Origin of the sequence: Lachnoclostridium phocaeense, assembly GCF_959599685.1 — a bacterium.
Classification (GTDB): Bacteria; Bacillota; Clostridia; order Lachnospirales; family Lachnospiraceae; genus Claveliimonas; species Claveliimonas monacensis.
On sequence record NZ_CAUGIN010000018.1, the window covers coordinates 1 to 25,851 of the forward strand.

Consider the following 25,851-nt stretch of genomic DNA (forward strand, 5'->3'; position numbering starts at 1 on the left):
AAGTTCTGCCTAAAAGAGAGTTATCATTTCAGTGCCTTAACTAAATGACATTGCCTTTAAAGGCCTGCTCTTTTTATGATCTTTTGTATATTTGTGCCTGCCCCCACGGCTCCTGTCTGTTCGATGCACAGGGAAGCCCCTGCATTGGCGAAGCGGGCGCAGTTCTCCAGGGAAAATCCCTGTCCCAGGGCGTAGAGGAAACAGCCGGTGAAGGTGTCTCCGGCGCCGGTGGTGTCAATGCATCGTGCCTGCTCGTAAGCCGGGGACCAGAAGCGGAGGCCCTCCGTACACACGTAGCAGCCCTTTGCCCCTGCCTTGATGACGACGTGCCCTGTGCCACAGGAGAGGAAAGCGTCCCCGATCCGGTCAAAGTCCTTCTCCCCGGTAAGGAGGGCTGCCTCCGCATAGTTGGGAAACACGTAGTCCAGATAGGAAAGGCATTCCCGCATATCCTGGATGGTCTCCCCTTTCTTTCTCTTTGTCATGTCCGCGCAGACAGTAAGTCCGGCCTCCCTGGCCCGGGAGAAAAGGTCTGCCAGCTCCCGGTTCCCGAAGTGGGGAGAGACGAAGATGCTGGCAAAGGAGAGAATGTCCCCGCCTTTCAGGGCAGCGTCCGGCACGTCCTTCGGAAAGAATTTCCGCAGGGTACTGTCCGGGCAGGTGATAAAGCTGCGCTCCCCTTTCTGGTCCACAAGGACAATGTTTGTCCCTGTGGGAATGGCGGCATTTCGGCGGATATAAGTGGTGTCCACATGCAGATCTTTGCAGGCGGAGAGGACCAGATCCCCTGCCGGGTCAGTCCCCACCTTGCTGACAAGACTTATGTCCGCCCCCAGATCAGCCAGCACCCTGGCCTCGTTCATGGCATCACCGCCAGTGTGCATGGTGATGGTCCCGGCCGGCAGGGAACCTGTCTCAAAGACTGAAGCATCCACCGGCCGGGCCAGGATATCCAGGATGGCGGCGCCGATCACAATATATTTTGGCTGGCTCATGTGTACCTCCCGTGTAAAAGTGATTAAAACGCAAGATATTGTATGCTGTATGCCGGCATTTCCAGATTTCCCCCAAGGCTCATTTCTGTGCCGGAAAGAAGTTCTGTGAACGTGCCGTTTAAGTCGCCGTGGCTGGCGGTCCAGGGGGCGGCGGATGCGTTGATGGCTACCAGTACACGCTCCTTGTCTGTGGCCCGCTCAAAGATGAGCTGATGGTTGGTGAGAACCACATTGCGGTAGGAGCCATTGCACAGAGCGTCGCTCTTCTGGCGGATGCGTATCAGCTTCCTGATAAGATCTGTCAGCTCATTGGGCTTTGGCTCCTCAAAGCAGGGCCGCAGGGCGTAGTCGTTGTGTGGAGATTTCTCTCCCGGCTCTCCCCACTCGCTTCCGTAGTAGATGCAGGGAATGCCCGGCATGCCCATTAAAAGCCCGTAAGTCAGGGGCAGATGATTTTTGTCCGTGAGGATGCTGGCGATCCGGGTCACGTCGTGATTGTCCACAAAGGTCATAAGATGCTTGCCACGGTACAGGCACCACTGCTCGGAGCCGTACTGCCTCTGCAGGGAATGGGCTATCTCAAACATGTTCCTGGAGTTGAAGCTGGAGTAAATGCCCTTGTAGCACTCGTAGTTGGTGCAGCTGTGTAGCATCTCATCGTTGACGATCCGGTTGTAGTCCCCGAAGAGCACCTCCCCGATCAGGGCGAAGTCTTCCTTCAGACCGCCTGTGAAGGCCCTAAGCCTGCGCATGAAATCCGGTTCCAGGCTGTAGGCCACGTCCAGCCTCAGCCCGTCAATGTCAAATGTGTCCACCCAGAATTTCACGCATTCCAGAAGGTAGTCCACCACAGCCGGGTTCTTCAGGTTCAGCTTGACCAGCTCAAAATGTCCCTCCCAGCCCTCGTACCAGAAACCGTCATTGTAGCTGCTGTTTCCGTCAAAGATGATGACAAACCAGTCCTTGTAGGGGGAATCCCATTTTTTCTCCTGCACGTCTTTAAAGGCCCAGAAGCCTCTCCCTACGTGGTTAAATACGCCGTCCAGGACAATTTTTACATTGTGTGCATGGAGATCTTTGCAGACCTCGGCAAAATCCTCATTTGTCCCCAGGCGGCAGTCGATGGTTTTAAAATCTCTTGTGTCGTAGCCGTGGTTATCTGACTCGAATACCGGGTTGAGCAGGACGGAATCCACACCCAGGTCCTCGAGATATTTGCTCCAGTCCATGAGTTTGCGGATCCGCGGGACGCATTCGCCGTCGTTGTGCACCGGGGCGCCGCAGAATCCGATGGGATAGATCTGATAGAATATACTGTTGTAAGCCCACATAATATCTGCCTCACTTTCTTGTTTGCTCGTGTTTCGTCTATTTTACTATAAAAATAGGCGTAAGTATAGATAAAATTATCTATTTATCATAAAAAAGAGCTGGATGGCAGAAGGAAATGCATAGATTTCTGTCTGCATCCGGCTCTTTTTGTCCGTTTATGAAGAATATCCGGCGGGGGAAGTGAATTTCCCGAGTTCTCTGTCCAGGAAGGAGCGGAACCAGAGGAACAGGACAATGCCCTTGAAAATACTGGAGATGGTGATGCTCCACCATATGCCATTCAGACCCAGCGGAGTCTGCACAAGGACCCAGGCCAGGGGAATCCTGGCAGCGGTGAGGATGGTACTGGACAGGGAGGGCGGCAGCGTCTTCCCAAGTCCGGCAAAGGCTCCGGCCGTGGTGATCTCCACGCTCATAAAGAGCTGGGAGACACCCAGGATCACCAGGTAGTCCACGCCCATGGGGATGACATCCTGCTCTGTGATAAACAGGCGGAATATGGGCTCCGGGAAAAAGATCAGAAGGACGGTACAGAGGACGCCCCATATGAGTACAACGCCCATGGCGCTTCTGTACCCCTTCCTGATGCGGTCCGGCTTTCCTGCCCCGTGGTTCTGGGCCAGGAAGGAGTTGACAGCAGCGGCAAAGCCGTCTGCTGTCATCCAGGAGATGGACTCAATCTGAGAACCTACTTTCTGTACAGCCACTGCCGCGTCCCCGTAGCCGGCTACCATTCTTGCGATCATCATGGAGATCCCTGTGAAGAGCATGTTCTGCACGCAGGTGGGAAAGCCGATGCGCAGGATCGGGAGGAAGTATTTTTTCCCCGGATTGCGGAAAAGGCGGACATGGCAGAATACGACGGTGTCCCTGAACGCGAAGATTACAAACACGGTGGTGACAATGAACTGGGCAAAAATGGTGGCTATGGCAGCGCCCATAACACCCATGGCCGGGAAAGGACCTGCTCCGAAGATCAGGACCGGATCCAGCACCATGTTGATGATCAGGCCAGTCAGGGTGGCGGTAAGGGAATTCCGGCTGTTTCCCGCTGCCGTGAAGATCCCTGTAAATGTCTGGTTCAAAAAGGAGAACAGGACACAGCCGCAGGTGATCTGCAGATAGATCTTTGCGTCCTGAATGACCTGCGGACTGTTCAGATTAAAAAAACCGATCAGCGGATCTGCAAACAGGATGGAGCAGATGCCGAACAGCAGTCCAAAAGCTGTGGTCATCCAAAGGGCCGCAGCGGCAAATGAGGCGCTGTCTTCTGTCCTGCCTGCCCCCAGGGAGTGTCCTGTGTTGACCTGCCCGCCCATTTTCGGCAGGGTTGCCAGCCCGTTGGAGAGCCACATGTACATGCCGGCCGCCCCTACCGAGGCCACAGCGCTGCTCCCCAGTCTTCCGATCCAGAGCATGTCCGTCAGATTGTAGGCCATCTGTATCAGGGATGTTGCCATGATGGGGAGGGCTAATCTGGAAAGAGAAGGCAGCACCGGCCCGTTTACAAGATCTATATGTTTAGCCATAAGCGTTTCCTCCATTGTATATGAAAAGCAAAATTCCGGCGCAAGGGTGTTGCCGGCAGAAGATATTATAAGATATCATGTATACAGATACAAGCATGTAAAATGCTTTTGCCATGCAGGCGTATCTCCGGCCATGTGGGAGCCGGAAAGCCAGGGAAAAAAGAAAAAAAGTCCTAAAAAAACGGTTGACACGCATGGGCGCGTATAATATAATAATGCAGTATGACAAAAGGAGAAACAGCAGGCACCAAAGCCCCGGAACCTGGCTGCTTTCAATATAACATTTCATATTATTTCTATAGTAAGTGAACCAATTCACAGGAGGTAAACCAATGAAAACTTATATGGCTAGTCCAGACAAGATCGAGAGAAAATGGTATGTAGTTGACGCTGCAGATTATACATTAGGACGTTTAGCATCAGAAGTAGCTAAGGTTTTAAGAGGAAAGAATAAACCGGAATTCACACCACATATCGATACAGGTGATTACGTGATCGTGATCAACGCAAAAGATGTAAAAGTAACAGGCAAGAAGTTAAATCAGAAGATTTACTACAACCATTCCGAGTATGTGGGCGGAATGAAAGAGACTACTCTGGCAGAGATGATGAACAAGAAGCCGGAGAAAGTGATTGAGCTGGCTGTTAAGGGAATGCTCCCGAAGGGACCTTTAGGAAGAAGCATGATTAAGAAACTTCATGTGTACGCTGGAGCAGAGCATGCACATCAGGCTCAGAAACCAGAAGAGCTGAAATTTTAATCAGAGGTCGAAAGGAGGATATTAAGAAATGGCTACATCAAAATACTATGGAACAGGAAGAAGAAAAAAATCTATCGCAAGAGTATATCTGGTACCTGGAACAGGTAAGATCACAATAAATAAGAGAGATATCGATGAGTATCTCGGACTGGAGACACTGAAGGTTATCGTTCGCCAGCCTCTCGTTGCAACAGAGACAGACGGCAAGTTTGACGTTATGGTAAATGTTAAGGGCGGCGGATACACAGGACAGGCAGGAGCGATCCGCCACGGTATCGCAAGAGCTCTCCTTCAGGCAGACGCTGATTACAGACCGGTTCTCAAGAAATCCGGTTTCCTGACACGTGATCCGCGTATGAAAGAGCGTAAGAAATACGGTCTCAAAGCTGCACGTAGAGCACCGCAGTTCTCCAAACGTTAAGCAAGCGTTAATCGGGATTACCCAAGAGATAATCGAACAGTTATTGAAATTGCAGGCAAACCCTGGAAACATCACGTTTCCGGGGTTTTTCTTTTCGCCCTGGAAACGTGGTGGAACGTGGGAAAACCGGGTGAAAATCACCGGATTAGCAGCGCGTTTGTAACACGTTTGCAACAAAAATATCTTTACTCAAGTGTCCTGTTTATGGCGTCAATCAGAATCCGTACATCCAGATGGGTGTAGACCTTTTCAGTCAGTGTCATGGCTCCGGAATGCCCCACAATTTTCTTGATGACCGTTTCCTGCACACCAGCTTCTGACAACATGGAGATACAGGTATGGCGGGTGCAGTGCGGTGTCCGCTGGATACCGATCTGCTCCATCAGGGGTGTCCAGTAACTGTCAAAGTAGTTGCGGTACTTGAACGGTTTTCCGTCTTCTGTATGGAGAAGATATTCGCATTCCGGGCAGGAGTTGTACCAGTTCCGGTAGAACGGGAGCAGCTTGTCGGCAATGGGCACTTTCCGGATACCGTTTTCTGTTTTGCTGTCGATCACATCAAAATACTGCTCATCCAGGTGTACATTTACTTTTTTCAGGGACAGGAATTCAGAAATCCGGGTGCCGTTATAGAGCAGCATGAGGACAATCTGGTAATATTTATCATCCTGCATGGTCCAGATCCTGTCGATCTCTTCCCTGGGAAATTTGTTCCTGCTGTGTTTGTTCGGGTTCCGGTCTTTGTACTGTGCGATATCCACGTAGGTGGAATAATCTTTGTTGCAGATGTCATTCTTCAGGGCAAATCCGTACAGTTGGTTAAACAGGATCTTTACTTTCTTCAGTGTCGGATAATTTTTGCCGCAGGTATCGATCACCTGCTGAAGATCCGCCAGCTTCAGGTCTTTGAAAACCCGGTGGTAAAGGAGGGTACAGGCCTTGTAGGAGGCTGTGTATCCTTTTACATTGCTTTCAGATACGGTCGGATATTTCTTCTTTGACCATTCCTCGTACACCTCGGAAAAAGTCATTTTTGCGGCTTTCGTATCATAAGGATTATGATTATAATCAGCCAGCATCTCCAGCCCTTCGGATTTCGTCCGGGCATAGCCGATGATAATATATTCTGCAATCTTCTTTTCTTTTACGGGATCGATCCGGTATCCTGTTGTCTTGCGGACCATATATGGTTTTCTCCGTTTTCCGGATAATTTCACTACACTTCCGTAGCCGTTTGGTAATTTCATTCAGTCATTGCTCCTTTCTTTTGAAGGACTTATGATCTGAACTGCTCCTTTAAAAAGGCGTTCCGGCGGCTGATGCGCTCTTCCTCTGTCAGTTCTTCCGTTTCCGTTTCGGATAACGGGACAGCTGCATAGTAGGCCAGTGTCTTGTCTTTCCAGTCCTGATAGGAACTGGCAGAATGGCCATATGCAGCATATTCCTCTCTGTTTTCCCTGAATTCTTCCAGGAATAAACACATATCTGCATTTTCAGAGGACGACAGGTCTTTGCCGTTGAAGGTAATGGAGCACTCCCAGCGGTCGTGTTCCGGCGGACGTTTCACATCAATCCGGAAGCCGAGCTCCCGGATCTGATCCAGCTGGAAGAGAAACTGCATGACGTCTGCCATATTGGTCAGCGGCTTCTCCTGCGTGTCATAGCCGGTCAGATAAGTAGAAGTGGTGTCCAATACCCCGGCAAGTTCGTTGATCATGGCGAGCGATACTTCAATCTCTCCGCTTTCGTATTTCTGGATTGTGCGGAGAGATTTGCCAAGTGCGGCTGCCAGCTGCGTCTGATTCATACCTTTTTGCTTTCGGGCAGTCCGGATTCTTAGTCCGATCTGTTTCGTATCATGTTTCATGATTGAATTCACCTCTCTTTCGTCCATCTTATCACATTAAAATACGAATTACAAGTGCGGGTTTTTAGAAAAACATCTTGACGCACGCAATTTTAATGCGTATAATAAAATACGAACTAATAGTGCGGTTCACGTGTATAGAAAGGAAATAGCAAGAGGAAAAGTGCACTAAAAATACGGGTATCGAATCCGGAAGGAGGTGAAGATAATGGAAAAGAAAATGTATGTGGAGCTGCCGCCGTTTACAGGCAGAAATGTTCCGATCAAAGAGATCGCCCGGGCAATGGGAAAAGATCCTCATTATGTGAGGCTTGCCATCCAGCAGGGTGTCGTCAAGTTCGGTGTGGCGATGAAAGTGGGGGACGCCAGCGAATTCAGTTATTACTGCCCGGACCGTAAAGTCTGGGAAGAAACCGGATACTTCCGGGATGTGACAAAAGAAAAAGCCCATGCATGATCGCACGGGCAAATTCTCCAGAGGTATTGCTACACTCTGACCTAGCAACTCAAGTATAGCAAATACCTCTGCGAGATACAATGAAAAATTTCAGCAGAGGAGGTTATAAGTGAATATATTTCAGGAAGTAAAATCATACGTTACCGCAAGGCAGGCGGCGGAGCAGTACGGGATCCGGGTCGGCAGGAACCAGATGGCATGCTGTCCGTTTCATGACGATCATCATCCCAGCATGAAAATTGATACTAATTATTATTGTTTTGCCTGCGGAGCAAAAGGAGATGTGATCGGGCTGACTGCCGGCCTGTTCGGTCTGTTGCCTTACGAAGCGGCCAGCAAACTGATCGCAGATTTTCAGCTGCCGGTAACAGCAGAGAAGTGTCGGGAAGGACGAAAAAAATACAGAGACAGGAATCCGGTTTCTGTTAAAAAGAAGATGACAGACTGGCACCGGCATGCGGTAAAAGTCCTGACCGACTATCTGTCATGGATCCGGTTCTGGAAACGGTTCTACGGATCGGAACCGGACGCCTTTGAGCAGGAACAATTTCTGGAGGCGTTGGAAAACGAGAGGAAGATCAATGATTATCTGGATATTCTTCTGACCGGAAGCGGAGAAGAAATTACAGAATTCTTTATCTGTAAACGGAAGGAGGTGGCGGAGATTGAGCAGCATATGGAACGATATCAGCGAAGAGTCCATGCGGAAATTAGAGCGTATTGCAGAGGATGAAATGCTGACCCAGGGGGAGATACGGGAGAACCTGGACGTGACAGAGAAAGGAAAGATCCGTCAGTCCATCCAGAACTGTAAATATGCGCTGGAACATGATCCGTATCTGCAGGGAGCAATTTGCAGAAATGAAATGACCTGCCAGATTGACATTATGAAAAAGGTTCCATGGAAACGCCGGGGCGTCCAGATGACGGATACGGATATGAACAATCTGTCCCTTTATCTGGAAAAGAATTACGGACTGACCAGTGACAGGGTGATTGCCAAGGCGGTGGATATCGTGGCAAACGATAACAGCTTCCATCCCATTATTGATCTGCTGGAAAGCCTGATCTGGGACAGAACGCCGAGGATCCGCAACATGCTTACCCATTTCTTCGGGGCGTCTGATCCGGAATATTCCGGTGAGATCATGAAAATGCATATGCTTGCTGCCATCAGCCGTCTGTATGACCCGGGGAAGAAATATGATATCATGCTCTGTCTGGTAGGTGGACAGGGAACCGGGAAATCTACATTTTTCAAATATCTGGCGATCCGGGATGAGTGGTTTACCGATGATGTGAAACGGCTGGATGATAAGCGGGTTTATGAATATCTGCAGGGACACTGGATTGTAGAAATGTCAGAAATGAACGCAGTGGCCAATGCCAGGAGTATTGAAGAAACAAAATCATTCCTGAGCAGACAGAAGGACACCTATCGGATCCCTTATGAGAGGCGGGCAGAAGACCGGTACCGGCAGTGTGTATTCTGCGGAACTTCCAATGATCTTGCATTCCTGCCCTTTGACAGGACAGGAAACCGCCGGTTCGGACCGGTCAGAGTATGCCCGGAAAAAGCGGAAACGACCATTTACAGCAATGAGAAAGAGTCCAGGGAATACATCCTGCAGGCATGGGCGGAGGCCATGGAGATCTACCGCAGCGGAGATTTTTCCCTCACATTCTCGCCGGATATGGAAGATTATGTGAAAGCACTCCAGAAAGAGTTTATGCCGGAAGATACCCAGACGGGCATGATCCAGGCGTTCTTGGATCGTTATGAGGAAGACTATGTATGTTCTACCATTATTTATCAGGAAGTGTTCCACCATGAAGGGATGGTGCCGAAATGGCAGTCCAAAGAGATTGGCGACCTGATGGATAATGAGATCATCGGATGGGAAAAACACGGGACACACCGGTTCCCGGGAAGTCTTGGAACTCAGCGTTCCTGGAAACGGATCCATCCGAAAAAAGACGGGGACGGCTTTATAAATATAGATGAAAATACAGAGCTGCCCTTTGAATAAAAGATAACTTTTAAAATGTTTTGAGCTTTGTTTACAAAAGTTTGTTTACACAAAAAATGAGAAATCTGTAAACAAGAACCTGTAAACAGGATGAAAAAAACTTTGAAAGTTAAAAACCAGAGAAAAGGAAACAGCCCGGATACGGGCATAAAATAACAGGCGGATACGCCGGAAACCAAGCCCTCGGCGCTTGAGAGCGAAATACACCCATCGCGCAGATCTGAAGATCTGCACTCTGTGTATTTCGCGACTGCGTCGGGCCGGGACGCCCCGCAGGGCGGCTCAGAACCGAAAGACCGGTTCATTTCTGACGTACCACTGCCGGAAAGGAGATGTATGGCAAATGAAAAGAATTGTTTTATCCAGACGGTCAAGCTGCCTCACGTCCGGGGCAGGGTACGTTATATCTCGGATCCAAAGCGGCAGGAAAATCTGTATGCTGCCTATACCAGCGCGGATCCGAAATTCTGGCAGTATCTGTCAAAGGAGAATCAGGCGGATTTTGCCAGAAGCGGAACGGAAGGAAAATGTATTGAGGCCAGGGAACTGATCATCATGCTGCCGCCTGGCCTGATCCATTATGATCATGATACGCTGCTGAAATATTTTACTGCGAAATTTGTGGAACGGTACGGCGTGGCTGTGGCAAGCGCCCTTCACCACAATAAACGGAAAACCAATCTTCATATCCATCTTATTTTTTCAGAGAGAAAGGCTTATGATGAGCCGGTGGAGAAGATCGCCTCAAGAAATATGTTTTACGATGAAACAGGGAAACATGTCCGGACGAAGAAAGAAATTCTGGATGAAAATGGAGAAATCCGTTCCGGCTGCAGGATCATCAAAAAAGGGGAGGTTTATGAAAAACATTTCTTCCAGCCTAAGAATCCGGAATTCAAGTCAAAAAAATTTACAGAGGATATGAAATATTTCTATACGGATCTGATCAATGAACTGGTGCAGGATCCGGCGGAGAAACTGAAGGTGTTTGATAAGAACAGTCCGTATCTTCCCACCAGAAAGATCGGGAAAAATAATCCGAAAGCAGAGGAGATACGGATCGATAATTATCTCCGGCAGGAGTGGAACAACATGGTAGACCGGGCGGTAGTGGAAGGCGTGACCGAAGAGGAACTGCGCTTTGCAAAGAAAAAAGAGATCACAGATCCGGTGGCAGAATCCATCCGAAGGTCAGGGTGGAAACCGGAGATTTTCCGGACAATCCTGCAAAAGGCGATTGGAAAGCTGCGAGGCTTTATCCAGTATATCAAAGAACTCCGGAATGCAGAATATGACGAGAATGGACAGCCAATATTTCGCCGTGACCTGAAATTTGATGTGACGCCGGTGCCGCTGCCGGAGATTGCAAAAGGGAAAAGACCATCTTCAGCAGAGCAGGAAGCAGAAGTAATGAGGCTGGATAACATTCTGCAGAAGATGAAGAAAGCAGAGCAGAGGATCTATGCTGTCGAGAAAGTTCTGATCCGACTGGAGAAAGAACGGAAGGATATTGACGGGAAATGGTTTCATGGAAAAGAAAAGCGGGAACTGGATCAGAAGATTGCCGGAAAACAGCAGGAACTGAAAAAAGCGAAGGCTACACTCGCCGGAATACCTGGACTGCATGGATATGAAAATGCGCTGACAGTGAAAAAAGCATATGCAGCTGCAACGAAGGAACTGGAAGAAATCCGCAACAGGCAGAAAGAATGGGATCAGAAAAGTGTTCCGGAAAAACAGTATCTGGTGATCCGAAGTAATAAGCCGGAACAGAGGGCAGAGCGGCAAAGTGTACTGGAGCAGCTGGATAAAAAGAAAAGGGAGCTGGAAAAGAGGCAGCGAACAAAGAAACGGGGATATGACAGAGATTGTCTGTAAAAAAATGTTCACAGGAAAAGCAACCGTTTTATGCCGGAGAGCTACGGTTGCTTTTCCTAAACTGATATGAATTTGTACTGATCGACTGTGAACGGGAATGAAGCTGTCGACAGATCAATAAATGGCAGGTGGATTGTCAGATGGTCTACACCAGTCCGCTAAAAAATTCAGATATATCAGCGCTGAAAATCTTGCTGAGAGCAACAAGCTCACTGACTTTAATGTTCATCCGGTTGGTTTCAATTTTTGCATAGGTGCTTTTGGATATTTCAATTCCCATGAGCTGAAGGCGGGCGATCACCTGATCCTGCGTCATGTTTGAAGCTTTTCTTAATCGCTGGATATTATGTCCAATATCCATATCCGGTCTGAGTTTCTGCATATCTGTACAACTCCTGAAAATTCGTAATAAAGAAATATATCTTGATTGTATGCAGTATTGAGATTATAATGTTTCGTAATAAAGAAATGTTTCGCGATAGAGAAAGGATGGGCAGAACATGAACGTAGATAAAATATTTGAGAGAGCAACCATCAGGGGAGTTGCGGATTATCTTCTGTTTGGCCTGGGACCGGATGAAGATGACAGGAGTTATGAGGAGCGGCTGGATGAGATTTATATGAGATTTGAAAAGGCTGTGGGAAAGTATGATAAAAATCCGACGTCCGAACTGCTGGATCTGTGTAATGAACTCAGCAGCGAGACAGCCAGCGTGTATACGGAAATAGGGCTGCAGGCGGGCATACTGCTGATGATGGATATGATCAGGAATATGACTGAAAAGAAAAAAGAAACGGCAACAGACAATGTGTAAATTAGACGGAGGACTGATATTACGGTCCTCCTTTTATGTGGACAAAAATATTTACAAAATAAGAACATACATTCGAAAAAAGTACTTGATTTTAAGAATGCCTGATAGTATAATTAGGGAAAAATCAGGTACAGAATATTTCCCAGGAGTGATGAGAATGAAACAGGTACATTTAAGAATTGATGATGAGTTATACAATGAGCTGAACACATATTCCACAATGACTGATCAGACAATGCAGGACTGTGTGCGTGAGGCAGTTGCCTATTATGTTACAGATATGAGAAGAAAGCAGCAGAGTGTCAAAGACAGACGATTTACATTTATAGATCTGTTTGCGGGCATTGGTGGAATGAGAATTGCTTTTGAACGGGCCGGCGGGCACTGTGTATATTCCAATGAGTGGAATAAATACAGCCAGCAGACGTATTTTGCAAATTTCGGCGAGCAGCCGGAAGGAGATATTACCCAGGTCCCGGCGTCATCCATACCAGATCATGATATTCTGGTTGCAGGATTTCCCTGCCAGCCCTTTTCAATTGCCGGAGTTTCAAAGAAAAAAAGTCTGGGACGTGCAACGGGATTCGAAGATAAAACACAGGGGACTCTCTTTTTTGATGTGTGCCGGATCTTAAAGGAAAAGAGACCGAAAGCCTTTATGCTGGAGAATGTGAAAAATCTTTGCAGTCACGATAAAGGCAGAACTTTCAAAGTTATACTGGAGTCTCTGGATGAATTGAATTACAGTGTATTTTATGCTGTACTGGATGGACAGAATTATGTTCCTCAGCACAGGGAACGTATTGTGATTGTTGGATTTGACAGAGAACGGTACGGAAGTGAAGTTGATTTTGAATTCAATCTGACTCCGAAAGATCCGAAACCGGTAATGAGAGATATCCTGGAGAAGAAGGTGGATGACAAGTATACTCTTTCCGATAAATTGTGGACTTATCTTCAGAATTACGCTGCAAAACATAAAGCAGCCGGAAATGGTTTCGGATATGGAATTGCACCACTGAACGGAGTATCGAGAACAATCAGCGCAAGGTATTACAAAGACGGATCAGAAATACTGATTGCCCAGCGAGGGAAAAATCCGAGAAGACTGACCCCGAGAGAATGTGCGAGACTGCAGGGATTTCCGGATGATTTTAAGATACCGGTATCTGATACGCAGGCTTATAAGCAGTTTGGAAATTCAGTAGTAGTGCCGTTGATGGAAAATGTGGCGAAACTTATTGTAAAGGAGATCGCTGAGCTTGAAACTTCAGAACAGAAAGAACTGAAAAGGATGGTGATTTAAATGACGACGGGATACGCAGGGCAGGCGATTAATTCCGTGCTCAACAGTAAGATGGGATTCTGCAAGTTCCTTTCTGCAAATGATACGGGGGCAACCGGTGGTCATCAGTCGGGAATTCTGATTTCAAAATCAGCTGTCAGAATGCTGTTTACCAGTCAGGAACTGGAACAGGAAGGTATTCCGAAAAGAACAGTAAAAATCAAATGGCAGGATGATTTTGAAACGGAAAGCAGTTTCACATATTACGAGAGTAAAAACGAACTTCGTATCACCAGATTTGGCAGAGGATTCCCTTTCCTGAAACCGGAACAGACAGGAGCTCTGTTTGTTTTTACAAAGCAGACTGATACAGATTACAGTGGATATTTTCTGGAAACAGATGAAGAAATACAGGAATTTCTTGATACTTTTGGTATCAGTCCTACAGAAACAAACAGTCTGATCGATACAGGAAAAGTTTCAGCAGAAACACAGGAGAAACTGGCAATTCAGGAGTTTATCAGTGGTCTGGATGTGGATTTCCCATCTTCGGAGATTATGTCGGCAGCTGCAAGAATGATAGAAGAAAAGGCATATGATCATGCAGAGTATATAGTTACAAATCCAGATGAAAAAATTATCAGCTGGACTAATATGGAATACACACTTTTCCGTGCTCTGGAATATGCCAGGTATGGGGAGATTATTACAAAAGGTTTTCAATCTGTGGATGAATTTGTCAGAGTGGCGAATGCGGTGCTGAACAGAAGAAAGAGCCGTGCCGGGAAAAGTCTGGAGCATCATCTGTCTGCTATTTTCGATGGAAATGAAATTGAGTATTCCTCGCAGGCTGTAACGGAAGGAAACAAAAAACCAGATTTTCTGTTCCCATCGCAGGATGCATATCATGATTTTAATTTTTCGCCGGAACGTCTTATTTCTCTGGCGGCAAAAACGACCTGTAAGGATCGCTGGAGACAGGTGTTAAATGAAGCGGATCGACTCAGGGACAGACCGAAGTATCTCTGTACTTTGCAACAGGGAATATCAGGTGCACAGATGGATGAAATGCAGACGGAAAATGTTATTTTGGTTGTGCCGAGGCCTTATATAAATACATATCCCAAGGATCGCAGAGACAGAATATGGACGGTATCCAGATTTGTCGAATATGTAAAAATGATTGAGGGTAAGTAAAATGGATATAAAAAGTCCGGAAGAACGCAGCAGGAATATGGCGGCTATTCATTCAAAAAATACCAAACCGGAAGTGTGGTTCAGAAAGCAGCTGTTTGCTCAGGGATACAGATACAGTCTTAATACAAATAAAGTGCCAGGACACCCGGATATTTATCTGCGGAAATACAATACCGCGATATTTGTTCACGGGTGTTTCTGGCATCGTCATTCAGGATGTAAATATGCCTATATGCCAAAGTCAAGAATAGAATTCTGGCAGAAAAAATTTGATGCTAATGTTAAGAGGGATCGTGAGGTTCGGGAAGAGTTATATAATCGAGGGATAAAGTGTCTGGTTATATGGGAGTGTACTGTAAAAAAAATGAAGAAAAACCGTGAAAAATATGAAGATTATATAGAAAAAGTAAAAATGTTTTTGGTAAGCCGGGATAAGGTATTGGAATTGTAAAATTTTGGTTTATTAACTTTTTATGTGTCCTATATGGTACTAATTTAGTACAGAAAGAAATAATTAAAAATGAAATATATACAGAGAATAAATCGATTTGCAAAAAAAATAAAATGGGATTATGGGAAATGGTTTAAACTAAATGAACATTTGATTACTCCCAAATTGTATAAAGTGAAAACCACTATTAGTATTATGCTACTTATGATAGCATATCTTTTTTTGATGATGTTTCTTGATGTTCTTGATATTAATTTTAGTTCACGCCATTTTGTAAAACTTTTAGATGTAAAATATCAGGATGTATATAGAGATTTAGTGGTTGCACAAATTGGGGGCACTTTTCTAACTACAGCTATTTTGTCTATGGTATCAAGCATTGAAAATAAGCATGTTTTAGGAGAAAAAGCAACAGATCTATTATTTGGAGGAAAACTATTTAAGTTTTACGTTCCAATGTTTGTTCTATATTTTGCAATGATCATAAATATTGTTTTGGTAATAAAAGAAAAAAATGCAAATATTATATCCTTGTTGTTTTTTCTTGCGATGTATATACTTATTTTTTTGATTACAAAAATTGGTTCAATATTTGTTACAACAAAAAGATATCACAATTTATTATATGCAAAATATTATAGGGAATGTGAAAAAACAATTATTAATAAAATCCCGCCTAGGAATTATGATTCAAAACTATTAACTAATTTAAAGGAAGAAACATTAAAGCTTATTTGTGATAATAATATTTCCTATATTAAAAACTTAAATATGTATAAGATGTTAATTGATAGAATACTGTTTAATATTCCAAAACAATTTCAGGAATATCATTTAGATATGCCATATGCACCGAGTATATTCAATGATTTTATAGAAATATTGGAGAATCTCATTTTTCACAAGAATCATACGAGGGCTTTGCAATATTATTCATGGATTTTAAACAGGGTAAATTATCACAATATTTTCGTTTCCTACGATAAAATGAATGAAATATTTGATGATTTGGCAAATAAAATATTGGATTTAAACAATGAACATGAAGTGAGAAATTATTTGAAAGGACTATCAAGTGTTATAACCGGCATAGAGCTACAACAACATTTTGCCTTGTCGAATGATTATACCTACATAGAAAAGAATAGATTGAAGTACTTGACCTTTTATTGTTATAACGGAAATTATTTTGAGATTATATATAAAAATATTTATGAAAACAAATATTTAACTTCAAATGAAAAAATAAATCTCTATACTGAATTATATGATATATTTAGAATGTCAGCCCATACAGGATGCAATGTTATCTATGATATAACCAATTTTGCTTTCGACTTTAAAGAGCCTCGAAAGAGAATAATGTCTCCATGCATAGTAGGACAGGCAATGAGCCTGCTATTGTTAAGAGCTTTGTTTAACAAAGATAAAAGAAGTTTTAAATTGTTTTCTGGTATGAATGTTACAGAAGCGGAAAAAAGTTTTGCAATTCATACAACGATATTAGCATTAGTTAAAATGCAAAAAGAAAATATGGAACGGAATATTTATAATGAATTCTATGGTATTAACTTTGAGTATTGCAGACAAGCTGTTGATGAAAACACAGAAATAATTTTTACGCCAGAATTTATATCTGCTAAAATGTTACAGGAAGGTTACAATAATATCTCTACCATATGTATTGAAGAAGATTTATATAAGAGTTCTTTATTAGAGTACATATTTCGATTTGAAAAAGCTTTAATTAATGAATATTTTTTGTTGCTTGATAAAAAGTTTATGACTCAAATAAATATAGAAGGAGATTGTGATGAGAGTTATGCAACCATGATAAATCAATATATCTAAAGATATATGTTGAAGACTACGGAAAATAAAAAGCAGACACAATTTATATCATTTGAGGGTAATAAGAGAGGTGTCCTCAATCGCATTCAGTCTTCTACGGTTTGTAACGCATCTGCAACAAATCCTGGCTGAATCCCCGTATTTCCGCCATTTTCGGTTACCCAAACGTTAATATTTACCGAAGTATGTTTATCCCGGAAGCATTCTGGCTTCCGGGATTTTTCAAACTTTTTACCGCACCGTGGCCAATATCTGCGCGCGTGCGGTTCTGACTTAAAATCTGCCATTTTAACCGTACATATTCTTACACAGCTACGGTTAAAATCTGGAAAAATCATCTTCAACCGTGCAAATTTGTGAAGAGTACGGTTCTGATCTCAAAAAGCAAATTCTAACCGTACAATCTCGTGGAAAGGTACGGTTCCAATTTTAAAAATCAAATCTTAACCGTACAGGACCCTTAAAAAGTACGGTTCAATCATCAAAAATCAATTTCTAACCGTAAATCCAATAAAAGTATAAAATTGCATGGCCCTAAGGAGGAAGCATATGGCTGGTTTGAGAGAAATGTTACTGAAGGAGCAGAGCAGACTGGAACAAATCCTCAAAAAGACAGAAGAGCGGATGAAAGATGCCCCGGATGGATCGCTGCGTTTATCCCGAAGCGGGAAATCCGTACAGTATTACCGCTGCATGCCGGGAAAACAGAAAAATGGCGAGTATCTTTCGAAAACAGAGGGGCAGCTGGTCCGCAGGCTGGCGCAGAAATCTTATGATCAGAAAGTGGCAAAGCTGGCCGGGAGAAGGCTGGCCCAGATAAAAAGAATGGTAAAAGATTATGAAGATGATGAAATAGAAAGACTTTTCCTGAATGAACACAAAGAGAGGCAAAAACTGATCCGCCCGGTGGAACCGATGTGGGAACAGCGTCTGGAAGCGTGGATAAATGAAGAGTACCTGCAGAAAGAATTTCGGGAAGATGTGCCAGTGATCTTAACGGAACGAGGGGAGCGGGTGCGTTCCAAATCGGAAAAGCTGCTGGCTGATTACTTCTGGCGAAGCGGCATACTGTATAAATATGAGCGGCCATTGCACTTGAAAGGCTTTGGTATCGTACATCCGGATTTTACATTCCTTTCCAGAAAGACAAGGCAGGAAGTGTACTGGGAGCATGACGGCAGGATGGATGACCCGGTATATGCCCAGCGGGCGGTCCGTAAAATACAGGCGTACGAGCAAAACGGGATCTATCCGGGAGAGCAGCTGATACTAACATTTGAAACCGAGAAGTCAGTATTGGATCTGCGGATGGTCAAAAGACTTGCGGAGAAGTATCTGATATGAAAAAGTGAAATGGGTTTCGATTAAAGAGGCTGGGAAACAGGAGAGGAAAGGATTGACAAACTTTCCGTATGGCGGTAAACTGAATATACATGTGTCTTGACACTTGTATATTCACTATATTTTGTTAAAGGAATGGGAGTTTGTTATGGAAAAAGTAAAATCTTTTCTGAAACGGAAAAATATCGTTATCTCGGCTAAGCGGTACGGGATAGATGCCCTGGGCGCCATGGCCCAGGGATTGTTCTGCTCACTGCTGATCGGCACGATCCTGAACACCATCGGAAGCCAGTTCCACATCGGATTTCTGACTGCCCAGATCATCACCATCAACGGTGTGGGCTACACCATTGGCGGTATGGCCTCCTTCATGAGCGGCGCGGCCATGGCGGTGGCAATCGGGTATGCCCTCCAGGCGCCGCCCCTGGTGCTGTTCTCTCTGGCTACAGTGGGATATGCCTGCAATGCCCTTGGACAGGCAGGCGGACCTCTTGCAGTACTGTTTGTGGCTATTATCGCCGCAGAGGTGGGAAAGGCGGTCAGCAAAGAGACAAAGATTGATATTCTGGTGACGCCCATTGTCACAACTCTGGTGGGCATTGGTGCGGCCTGGGTCATCGCACCGCCCATTGGCCTTGCTGCCAGTGCTTTTGGGCAGCTCATCATGCAGGCAACGGAGCTGCAGCCTTTCCTGATGGGGGTCGTGGTGTCTGTGCTTGTGGGTGTGGCGCTGACACTGCCCATCTCCTCTGCGGCTATCTGCTCTGTCCTGGGACTGACCGGGCTTGCAGGCGGGGCCGCTGTGGCGGGCTGCTGTGCCCAGATGGTGGGCTTTGCGGTTATGAGCTTTAAGGAAAACAGATGGGGCGGCCTGGTGAGCCAGGGGCTCGGCACATCCATGCTGCAGATGCCCAACATTGTCAAAAATCCACGGATCTGGATCGCGCCAACCGTGACCGCAGCGATTACCGGCCCTATTGCCACCTGCATCTTTAAACTACAGATGAACGGAGATGCCATCAATTCCGGTATGGGAACCTGCGGCCTGTGCGGACAGCTGGGTGTGTGGACTGGCTGGATCGCGCCAAGTGACGCAGCAGTCGCCAACGGAGCAGTCGCCATGGCGCCCTCTGCCTTCGACTGGTTGGGACTGATCCTGATTTCCTTTGTGCTTCCGGCCATACTGGCCCCGGCCATCAACCAGGTGTGCCGGCGCATGGGCTGGGTAAAAGACGGCGATCTGACACTGTCATAGGTTTTGTGTTGATAAAAGCAGAGAGAAAACAGGGCGTTTCGGCTTTGAGCAGAAACGCCCTTTGCCATGAAGAGATTGACAGGCGGCAGAAGAAAAGAGTATAGTTATTTCAAAATGCGGCAATGGTGCTTCAGGTTGGAGGTGTAGCAGGTTCATGGACAGTTGTATCTATGAAAACGGAAAGATTTTTACAGCAGATAAGGACAATCTCTACGGGGAAGCCATGTTTGTGGAGGATGGACTGATCCGCAAAGTCGGGACGGCAGAAGAAGTGGAAGAGATGGCTCCGGCGGGATGCGGCCGGGTAGACCTTGGAGGACGCCGGGTGATCCCCGGATTTGTGGACGCCCATATGCACCCTGTCATGCTGGCGGATTTCAGCCGGCAGATCTCAGCCCTGCCGCCCAAGATCCACTCCATAGAGGAGCTGGTGCAGGCGATCCGGGAAAAGAGACAGGAACAGGGGCCTGACAAATGGATCCAGGGCTGGGGATACGATGAAGGGAAATTTGCAGAGCGGCGATCCATTACCCGCTGGGATCTGGACAGAGGATGCAGCGATGCCCCGGTGTCCGTGATCCGCACATGCGGACATATCCGCTGCGTGAACAGTCGGGCGCTGGAGCTGGCTGGAATAGACCGCAATACGCCGGACCCGGACGGAGGAGAGATCGAGAGGGACGAAAATGGAGAGCCCACAGGTGTGCTGAAGGAAAATGCCAGAAATCTCGTGCTCCCCTTTATGCCTGTGTCCGATAGGCAGGAGAAAGTGGAGAATCTGACAGAGCTTGGCAGGCTTCTCACTTCCCAGGGCATTGTGGCGGTGACGGATATGGGCAACCTGGACAGCGGGGACAATTATCCGCTTTACCAGGAGGCGGCCGAAAAAGGATTTCTCCAGGAAGTGGGCGTGTACTATATGTGGGACTTCTTTATGGATGATCCGGACTTTTCGATCCCCAGGGAACGGTTTGACAGGAGGCAGCAGATTTTTGTCTGCGGGCTTAAGCTCATAGGGGATGGCAGTGTCTCGGGGCGCACTGCCTGGATGGCAGAGTCCTATCTGGGGACGGATTCCTGCGGGATCTCCGTGTGCAGCGACAGGCAGATGGAGACTGCTATCCGGTTCTGCAAGGAGAATCGCTGTCAGCTTTCCATGCATGCTATGGGCGGCAGAGCCATTGAGCGGGTCGTGGACCGGGCAGCCAAAGAGGAAAAGTGGAATGACGGGCCAGAGCCTTATGTGCGGGTAGAGCACATTACAGATCCGTCTGCGGACAGTGTGCGGAAGGCGGCCCGGAAAGGCATTGGTTTTGTGACCCAGCCCATTTTCCTGTATGCGGAGATCGAGAGCTATCTGAACAATCTGGGACCGGCATGGATGAAGCGGTGCTATCCGGTGCGTGACCTGCTGGACAGCCAGGTGAAGCTCTGCTTCTCTACAGACGCGCCGGCCACATCCTGGGCAGTTCCCTCGGATCCTTTCCCCAACCTCAAGGGAGCAGTGACCCGCCGGGCCTGGGACGGGACAGACTGCGGACAGGAGCAGACCGTGGACATAGAGACGGCTATTATCCTATACACAAAAGAGGCTGCCCAGATGGCGGGATTTGACAGGCTGGGACAGCTGAGGGAAGGCTACAAGGCGGATTTTCTGATCCTGGACCGGGATATCCTGGAGATCCCGGCTGAACAGATCGATCAGGTGCAGGTGGACCAGACTTATAAAGGCGGCAAATGTGTGTATCAGCGGAGCTGATGGGCATTGATGGGGCTCGGATGTGTGGGCCCCGGCCGCCCCAGAGAGAGAAAAATATTTGAAAATCTATTTGACTTTTTTAAAATAAAGTGCTAATATACGTATGTTGAGTAGCGGAAAATGCGTAAGTCCAAACAGGGCTTGCGTTTTTTTTGTGCTTTTTGAAATTTGATAAAGGAGTGATTTTTTTGTCTGATCAAACGAACCATGGAAAAACTCTGACAGTGAGCATTCTGTCCCTGTCTCTGCTGACGGTCATGGCTGGTGCGGCTGTGGCTCCTGCGCTGCGGGTCATTCAGGCACATTTTTCTGACACAAACCCGCTTTTTGTACAGATGATCATCAGCGTGCCGGCCCTGTTCATTGTCATTACCAACTTTATCTTCCCGAAGCTGTGCAAAGTGTTCAGTGCCAAGACACTGGTGCTTATGGGCCTTTTGCTCTATACGGCAGGGGGCTGCGCGTCAGGCCTTTTTGACAACATCTTCGCAGTGCTCGTCATGCGGGCGCTTGTGGGGATTGGCGTGGGGATCATCATGCCCCTGTCCACAGGTCTTCTTTCTTACTATTTCCCTCCGGAAAAGCAGGTGGGACTGATGGGTTACTCTTCTGCCATGAACCAGATGGGCGGCGTGATCGCCACACTACTGTCCGGCCTTCTGGCAAACATCAGCTGGCGGGTCAGCTTCCTGGTGTATCTGATGGGCCTGATCAGCATTGTTTTGTGCCTTTTCTATCTGCCTAATGACAAGATCACCCAGGAGACACAGGCGAAAGAGGACAGGGGGGGAAGGAGACTGCTGGAGGCGTCGGTGTGTTCCGGGTCAATATCATGTACATCCTGGCTATGTTCCTTCTGATGTCCACCTTTTTTATCTACCCGGCTAATTTTGCGATGGAGACCGTCTCTGAGGGGATCATCCCGTATAAATACATTGCAGTCATCATGGCAGGCATGGATTTTGTCGCCTTCTGCGGCGGCCTTTTGTTCGTGCGGGCCAAGAGGCTGCTGGGAGGAAAGACAAAGTTCCTGGCGCCCCTTTGCTTTCTGATCGGATATCTGCTGCTGGCGCTTCTGGGCGGATGGACCGGCACGCTGCTTGGCTCCGTCTTTGTGGGCTTTGCCAACGGAGCAGGCATCCCTTACATCATGTCAGAGGCCTCCATGAAAGCCGGCAAGGCGGCGGCCACTACGGTGATGCCTCTGATCTCCGCGGATTCCAAGCGGAAAAGCAGAGTAAAGATTGCTTTATCGACTTACGTCCCTTTTTGTGCTATGATAATACAGTCATTATCTTAGTACAGAAAGGGGTATTTTCATGGAAAATACGTCTGAAAATATAGAAAAAAACGCAGAAATGCAGACCACCGGACACCTCTGTGTGGGCCTTGTGGCTCACGTGGACGCGGGGAAGACGACGCTGGCGGAGGGAATCTTATACACCACCGGCCAGATTCGCAGGCTGGGGCGGGTGGATCACCGGGACGCTTTCCTGGACACGGACCAGATGGAAAAGGACAGGGGCATCACTATTTTCTCCAAGCAGGCGGAGACAGTGATCGGGGATAAGAAGGTGACCCTTCTTGATACCCCGGGCCATGTGGATTTCTCGGCGGAGATGGAGCGGACCCTGCAGGTGCTGGACTATGCGGTCCTTGTCATCAGCGGGGCGGACGGCGTCCAGGGACATGTGGAGACACTGTGGCATCTGCTGGAGAGATATCACATCCCGGTCTTTCTGTTTGTCAACAAGATGGACCAGGAGGGGACAGATGAGGAAAAGCTCATGGAGGAGCTGAAAAAGCGGCTCTCCGACGAGTGCGAGGATTTCTCGGATCCGGAAGAGTTTGATGAGCGGATGGCCCTCCACGATGAGGAGCTGCTGGAGCATTTCCTGGAGGGAAAGGCGCCGGATAGAGGGAGCATCCGCAGGCTGATCCGGGAGAGGCGGATTTTTCCCTGCTTCTTCGGCTCTGCTCTGAAAATGGAGGGAGTGGAGGCGTTCCTGGAAGGCCTGGGAATGTATATGGAGTACCCCGGGTGCCAGTCAGCGTTCGGGGCCAGAGTGTACAAGATCACAAGAGATGCCTCCGGTCAGCGGCTGACCCACCTGAAAGTGACAGGGGGATGCCTGCGGGTGAAAATGAATATGGACGCCTACATGGCGGATCCCGGTGAAGAGGGGGCTGCCGGCCAGCGGGTGACGGGACAGAAGATCGATCAGATCCGGATCTACGCCGGGAACAGTTTTCAGACGGTGCAGGAGGCCGGCGCCGGCATGGTCTGCGCTGTCACCGGGCTGGAGGGAACCTACTCCGGTCAGGGGATGGGATGTGAGACAGCCTCCGTCCTGCCGGTGCTGGAGCCGGTCCTGACCTACCGGATGCAGCCGCCGGGTGCCTGCGACGTGCACGGCCTGTATCTGAAGCTGAAGACGCTGGAGGAGGAGATACCGGAGCTCCACATTGTGTGGAGGGAAGAGACAAAAGAGATCCACACCCAGATCATGGGGGAAGTGCAGATCGATGTCCTTAAGTCCCTGATCCGGGAGCGCTTTGGAGCGGAGGTCTCCTTTGACGAAGGCAGCATCGTGTACAAGGAAACCATAGAGGACAGTGTGGAGGGAGTGGGCCACTTCGAACCCCTGCGCCACTATGCGGAGGTACATCTTCTGCTGGAGCCGGGGGAGAGGGGAAGCGGTCTGGAGTTTGACGTTTCCTGCAGCCGGGACATGCTGGATGTCAACTGGCAGAGGCTGATCCTGACCCACCTGGAGGAGAAGCAGCACAGAGGGGTGTTGACCGGGGCGCAGATCACGGACATGAAGATCACGCTCATTGCCGGGCGCGCCCACCAGAAACACACCGAGGGAGGGGACTTCCGGCAGGCCACCTACCGGGCCGTCCGCCAGGGGCTGATGAAAGCCCGCTCCGTCCTTCTTGAGCCCTGGTACGAGTACCGGATCGAGGTGCCCCAGGAGATGATCGGCAGGGCTATGAACGATGTCCAGAGGATGAACGGAAGATTCGACGCGCCCCTTGTGGGGGAGGAGACTGCGGTGCTGACAGGCAGCGCTCCTGTGGCTACCATGCAGGGATATATGCGGGAGGTGCTGTCCTACACCGGAGGGCGGGGACGTTTCTCCTGCCGGCTGCAGGGGTACGAGCCCTGCCACAATCCGGAGGAGGTCATCAGCGCGTCCCTGTATGATCCGGAGGCGGATCTGGACAACCCTTCTTCTTCTGTGTTCTGTTCCCACGGTGCAGGGTTCGTGGTGCCCTGGTATCAAGTGGAGGACTACATGCATGTGGAAGGGATGGAGACAGGGGAGGAAGAGCCGCAGGAAGAGATACTGACCGGGATAGAGGAGAGAAAGAGGCGCATCCACTCGGAGGTTATCGACGAGGAGGAGCTGAAGGCTATTTTTGCGCAAACCTATGGAAATGCAGGGCAGAAGCGGACCGGATGGAAGAGGACCGTCCGCACGCAGGACAGTACATATAAGGCAAAAGGGACGCCAAAGAAACAGGGCAGGGAGTACCTGCTGGTGGATGGATACAACATCATTTTCGCCTGGGAAGACTTAAAAGAGCTGGCAAAGGATAATATTGAGGCGGCCAGGAACAAACTGATGGATGTGCTCTGCGACTACCAGGGATACAGGCGCATGACGCTGATCCTCGTCTTTGACGCCTACAAGGTGCCCGGAAATCCCGGGGAGGTGCAGAAATACCACAACATTCATGTGGTCTACACCCGTGAGGCGGAGACGGCGGATCAGTACATTGAAAAGGCAGTCCACGACATGGCCAGGGAGCACCAGGTAACGGTGGCCACCTCTGACGGGATGGAACAGATCATCATCATGGGCCAGGGGGCCCGCCGCATCTCGGCCAGGGATCTTCTGACGGAGATCCATGAGGCGCGAAAGGAGCTGCGCGCCCTGCATCTTGATCCCGCCCCGAAGATGAAGAGATACCTTTTGGAGGATGTGTCTCCTGAGGTGCTGAAGGAGCTGAAAAAGAAGGAGTAATCCTCCTTTTCAGACAGAAAATTTATGCTATAATGGACATGGACTTACATGTCCGGAAAGGATGTTTTTCGAAGTGAGAGAGCAGCTGACCAGGCAGGACGTGGAGAAGATCGAGAAAGAGATCGAGTACAGAAAGCTGGTTGTGAGAAAGAATGCCATAGAGGCGGTGAAGGAGGCCAGGTCCCACGGGGATCTGAGCGAGAATTTTGAGTACCATGCGGCCAAGAAGGATAAGAATCAGAACGAGAGCCGCATCCGCTATCTTGAGAGGATGCTGAAGACAGCCCGCATTGTGAAAGATGACGCGGCGGACGACGAGGTAGGCCTTGACAAGAAAGTGGAAGTTTATTTTGAGGACGACGACGAGACAGAAGTCTTTAAGCTGGTCACATCTGTCAGGGGAAGCTCCCTGAATGGGAAGATCAGCATAGAGTCCCCCATCGGCAGGGCGATCATGAAACACCGGGCAGGGGACAGAGTCTATGTGAAGGTCAATGACAATGCAGGTTATTATGTGGTGATCCGCTCCGTGGAGAAGACAGACGGGGAGGATGGGGACGCCATACGGAAATATTGATCCGGAGGAGGAGAAA

General features: G+C 48.0%; 24 protein-coding genes. 18 read left to right on the top strand and 6 right to left on the bottom strand.

Annotated elements, in window-relative coordinates:
- Positions 1 to 56: 56 nt before the first annotated feature.
- From Q5911_RS09375 to Q5911_RS09385, 3 genes are all read right to left on the bottom strand, one after another.
- Complete coding sequence (locus Q5911_RS09375) at positions 57 to 995, bottom strand: carbohydrate kinase family protein (protein ID WP_303182508.1); 939 nt, start codon at positions 993 to 995, stop codon at positions 57 to 59.
- Positions 996 to 1,018: 23 nt separating this feature from the next.
- The gene (locus tag Q5911_RS09380) at positions 1,019 to 2,326 is read right to left on the bottom strand and encodes an alpha-amylase family glycosyl hydrolase (protein WP_303182509.1); all 1,308 of its coding nucleotides are present in this window, start codon (positions 2,324 to 2,326) and stop codon (positions 1,019 to 1,021) included.
- Between the two features lie 156 nt (positions 2,327 to 2,482).
- On the bottom strand, positions 2,483 to 3,856 hold the full coding sequence (locus tag Q5911_RS09385) for an MATE family efflux transporter (RefSeq protein WP_303182510.1): 1,374 nt from the start codon (positions 3,854 to 3,856) through the stop codon (positions 2,483 to 2,485).
- Positions 3,857 to 4,188: 332 nt separating this feature from the next.
- Between Q5911_RS09385 and rplM the strand changes: the two genes are divergently transcribed.
- A complete protein-coding gene (gene rplM / locus Q5911_RS09390) occupies positions 4,189 to 4,617 on the top strand; it encodes a 50S ribosomal protein L13 (RefSeq protein ID WP_033127025.1) in 429 nt (142 codons plus the stop codon).
- Between the two features lie 28 nt (positions 4,618 to 4,645).
- A complete protein-coding gene (gene rpsI, locus Q5911_RS09395) occupies positions 4,646 to 5,038 on the top strand; it encodes a 30S ribosomal protein S9 (protein WP_033127024.1) in 393 nt (130 codons plus the stop codon).
- A 185-nt stretch (positions 5,039 to 5,223) separates the two neighbouring features.
- Here rpsI and Q5911_RS09400 read toward each other — a convergent pair whose 3' ends face one another.
- Complete coding sequence (locus Q5911_RS09400; RefSeq protein ID WP_070087364.1) at positions 5,224 to 6,285, bottom strand: tyrosine-type recombinase/integrase; 1,062 nt, start codon at positions 6,283 to 6,285, stop codon at positions 5,224 to 5,226.
- Positions 6,286 to 6,314: 29 nt separating this feature from the next.
- The gene (locus Q5911_RS09405) at positions 6,315 to 6,932 is read right to left on the bottom strand and encodes a helix-turn-helix domain-containing protein (RefSeq protein WP_083262768.1); all 618 of its coding nucleotides are present in this window, start codon (positions 6,930 to 6,932) and stop codon (positions 6,315 to 6,317) included.
- Positions 6,933 to 7,113: 181 nt separating this feature from the next.
- Between Q5911_RS09405 and Q5911_RS09410 the strand changes: the two genes are divergently transcribed.
- The 4 genes from Q5911_RS09410 (at position 7,114) to Q5911_RS09425 (ending at position 11,270) form a co-directional block, all read left to right on the top strand.
- Positions 7,114 to 7,362, top strand: a complete 249-nt coding sequence (locus Q5911_RS09410; RefSeq protein WP_070087366.1) for a hypothetical protein — start codon at positions 7,114 to 7,116, stop codon at positions 7,360 to 7,362.
- A 109-nt stretch (positions 7,363 to 7,471) separates the two neighbouring features.
- A complete protein-coding gene (locus Q5911_RS09415) occupies positions 7,472 to 8,095 on the top strand; it encodes a CHC2 zinc finger domain-containing protein (RefSeq protein ID WP_303182511.1) in 624 nt (207 codons plus the stop codon).
- Position 8,096: 1 nt separating this feature from the next.
- Positions 8,097 to 9,392, top strand: a complete 1,296-nt coding sequence (locus Q5911_RS09420; protein WP_303182541.1) for a virulence-associated E family protein — start codon at positions 8,097 to 8,099, stop codon at positions 9,390 to 9,392.
- A gap of 336 nt (positions 9,393 to 9,728) precedes the next feature.
- Positions 9,729 to 11,270, top strand: a complete 1,542-nt coding sequence (locus Q5911_RS09425; RefSeq protein WP_303182512.1) for a MobA/MobL family protein — start codon at positions 9,729 to 9,731, stop codon at positions 11,268 to 11,270.
- A gap of 145 nt (positions 11,271 to 11,415) precedes the next feature.
- Here Q5911_RS09425 and Q5911_RS09430 read toward each other — a convergent pair whose 3' ends face one another.
- Positions 11,416 to 11,652, bottom strand: a complete 237-nt coding sequence (locus Q5911_RS09430; RefSeq protein ID WP_150311413.1) for a helix-turn-helix domain-containing protein — start codon at positions 11,650 to 11,652, stop codon at positions 11,416 to 11,418.
- A 118-nt stretch (positions 11,653 to 11,770) separates the two neighbouring features.
- Between Q5911_RS09430 and Q5911_RS09435 the strand changes: the two genes are divergently transcribed.
- The 12 genes from Q5911_RS09435 to greA all read left to right on the top strand — a co-directional run bounded on the left by Q5911_RS09435 (position 11,771) and on the right by greA (position 25,835).
- Positions 11,771 to 12,085 carry a hypothetical protein gene (locus Q5911_RS09435; protein WP_150311412.1) on the top strand — a complete coding sequence of 105 codons (315 nt, stop codon included), beginning with the start codon at positions 11,771 to 11,773 and terminating at the stop codon, positions 12,083 to 12,085.
- On the top strand, positions 12,078 to 13,391 hold the full coding sequence (gene dcm / locus Q5911_RS09440) for a DNA (cytosine-5-)-methyltransferase (RefSeq protein ID WP_303182513.1): 1,314 nt from the start codon (positions 12,078 to 12,080) through the stop codon (positions 13,389 to 13,391). The genes Q5911_RS09435 and dcm overlap by 8 nt, the downstream gene beginning before the upstream one ends.
- Complete coding sequence (locus Q5911_RS09445; RefSeq protein WP_303182514.1) at positions 13,392 to 14,567, top strand: type II restriction endonuclease; 1,176 nt, start codon at positions 13,392 to 13,394, stop codon at positions 14,565 to 14,567.
- A gap of 1 nt (position 14,568) precedes the next feature.
- Positions 14,569 to 15,018, top strand: a complete 450-nt coding sequence (locus Q5911_RS09450) for a very short patch repair endonuclease (RefSeq protein ID WP_303182515.1) — start codon at positions 14,569 to 14,571, stop codon at positions 15,016 to 15,018.
- 69 nt (positions 15,019 to 15,087) lie between these two features.
- Complete coding sequence (locus Q5911_RS09455; protein ID WP_303182516.1) at positions 15,088 to 16,869, top strand: hypothetical protein; 1,782 nt, start codon at positions 15,088 to 15,090, stop codon at positions 16,867 to 16,869.
- Positions 16,870 to 17,418: 549 nt separating this feature from the next.
- Entirely contained in the window at positions 17,419 to 18,213 is a 795-nt protein-coding gene (locus Q5911_RS09460; protein WP_303182517.1) for a hypothetical protein, read from the top strand.
- A gap of 145 nt (positions 18,214 to 18,358) precedes the next feature.
- Positions 18,359 to 19,465 (top strand): PTS transporter subunit IIC, encoded by a 1,107-nt coding sequence (locus Q5911_RS09465; protein WP_303182518.1) that lies wholly within the window; start codon positions 18,359 to 18,361, stop codon positions 19,463 to 19,465.
- A gap of 154 nt (positions 19,466 to 19,619) precedes the next feature.
- Positions 19,620 to 21,224, top strand: coding sequence for an amidohydrolase (locus Q5911_RS09470; protein ID WP_303182519.1), 1,605 nt, complete (start codon positions 19,620 to 19,622; stop codon positions 21,222 to 21,224).
- 188 nt (positions 21,225 to 21,412) lie between these two features.
- Entirely contained in the window at positions 21,413 to 22,084 is a 672-nt protein-coding gene (locus Q5911_RS09475) for an MFS transporter (protein ID WP_303182520.1), read from the top strand.
- On the top strand, positions 22,039 to 22,524 hold the full coding sequence (locus tag Q5911_RS09480; protein ID WP_303182521.1) for a hypothetical protein: 486 nt from the start codon (positions 22,039 to 22,041) through the stop codon (positions 22,522 to 22,524). The genes Q5911_RS09475 and Q5911_RS09480 overlap by 46 nt, the downstream gene beginning before the upstream one ends.
- A 19-nt stretch (positions 22,525 to 22,543) precedes the next feature.
- Positions 22,544 to 25,258 (top strand): translation factor GTPase family protein, encoded by a 2,715-nt coding sequence (locus Q5911_RS09485; RefSeq protein ID WP_303182522.1) that lies wholly within the window; start codon positions 22,544 to 22,546, stop codon positions 25,256 to 25,258.
- A 73-nt stretch (positions 25,259 to 25,331) separates the two neighbouring features.
- Positions 25,332 to 25,835, top strand: a complete 504-nt coding sequence (gene greA / locus Q5911_RS09490; protein ID WP_303182523.1) for a transcription elongation factor GreA — start codon at positions 25,332 to 25,334, stop codon at positions 25,833 to 25,835.
- Positions 25,836 to 25,851 lie beyond the last annotated feature (16 nt).

Coding starts and splice junctions, on each gene's coding strand:
- Q5911_RS09375 (WP_303182508.1), bottom strand. CDS start 995: ATGAGCCAGCCAAAATATATTGTGATCGGCGCCGCCATCCTGGATATC.
- Q5911_RS09380 (WP_303182509.1), bottom strand. CDS start 2,326: ATGTGGGCTTACAACAGTATATTCTATCAGATCTATCCCATCGGATTC.
- Q5911_RS09385 (WP_303182510.1), bottom strand. CDS start 3,856: ATGGCTAAACATATAGATCTTGTAAACGGGCCGGTGCTGCCTTCTCTT.
- rplM (WP_033127025.1), top strand. CDS start 4,189: ATGAAAACTTATATGGCTAGTCCAGACAAGATCGAGAGAAAATGGTAT.
- rpsI (WP_033127024.1), top strand. CDS start 4,646: ATGGCTACATCAAAATACTATGGAACAGGAAGAAGAAAAAAATCTATC.
- Q5911_RS09400 (WP_070087364.1), bottom strand. CDS start 6,285: ATGAAATTACCAAACGGCTACGGAAGTGTAGTGAAATTATCCGGAAAA.
- Q5911_RS09405 (WP_083262768.1), bottom strand. CDS start 6,932: ATGGACGAAAGAGAGGTGAATTCAATCATGAAACATGATACGAAACAG.
- Q5911_RS09410 (WP_070087366.1), top strand. CDS start 7,114: ATGGAAAAGAAAATGTATGTGGAGCTGCCGCCGTTTACAGGCAGAAAT.
- Q5911_RS09420 (WP_303182541.1), top strand. CDS start 8,097: ATGCTGACCCAGGGGGAGATACGGGAGAACCTGGACGTGACAGAGAAA.
- Q5911_RS09425 (WP_303182512.1), top strand. CDS start 9,729: ATGGCAAATGAAAAGAATTGTTTTATCCAGACGGTCAAGCTGCCTCAC.
- Q5911_RS09430 (WP_150311413.1), bottom strand. CDS start 11,652: ATGCAGAAACTCAGACCGGATATGGATATTGGACATAATATCCAGCGA.
- Q5911_RS09435 (WP_150311412.1), top strand. CDS start 11,771: ATGAACGTAGATAAAATATTTGAGAGAGCAACCATCAGGGGAGTTGCG.
- dcm (WP_303182513.1), top strand. CDS start 12,078: ATGTGTAAATTAGACGGAGGACTGATATTACGGTCCTCCTTTTATGTG.
- Q5911_RS09445 (WP_303182514.1), top strand. CDS start 13,392: ATGACGACGGGATACGCAGGGCAGGCGATTAATTCCGTGCTCAACAGT.
- Q5911_RS09450 (WP_303182515.1), top strand. CDS start 14,569: ATGGATATAAAAAGTCCGGAAGAACGCAGCAGGAATATGGCGGCTATT.
- Q5911_RS09455 (WP_303182516.1), top strand. CDS start 15,088: ATGAAATATATACAGAGAATAAATCGATTTGCAAAAAAAATAAAATGG.
- Q5911_RS09460 (WP_303182517.1), top strand. CDS start 17,419: ATGGCTGGTTTGAGAGAAATGTTACTGAAGGAGCAGAGCAGACTGGAA.
- Q5911_RS09465 (WP_303182518.1), top strand. CDS start 18,359: ATGGAAAAAGTAAAATCTTTTCTGAAACGGAAAAATATCGTTATCTCG.
- Q5911_RS09470 (WP_303182519.1), top strand. CDS start 19,620: ATGGACAGTTGTATCTATGAAAACGGAAAGATTTTTACAGCAGATAAG.
- Q5911_RS09485 (WP_303182522.1), top strand. CDS start 22,544: ATGGAAAATACGTCTGAAAATATAGAAAAAAACGCAGAAATGCAGACC.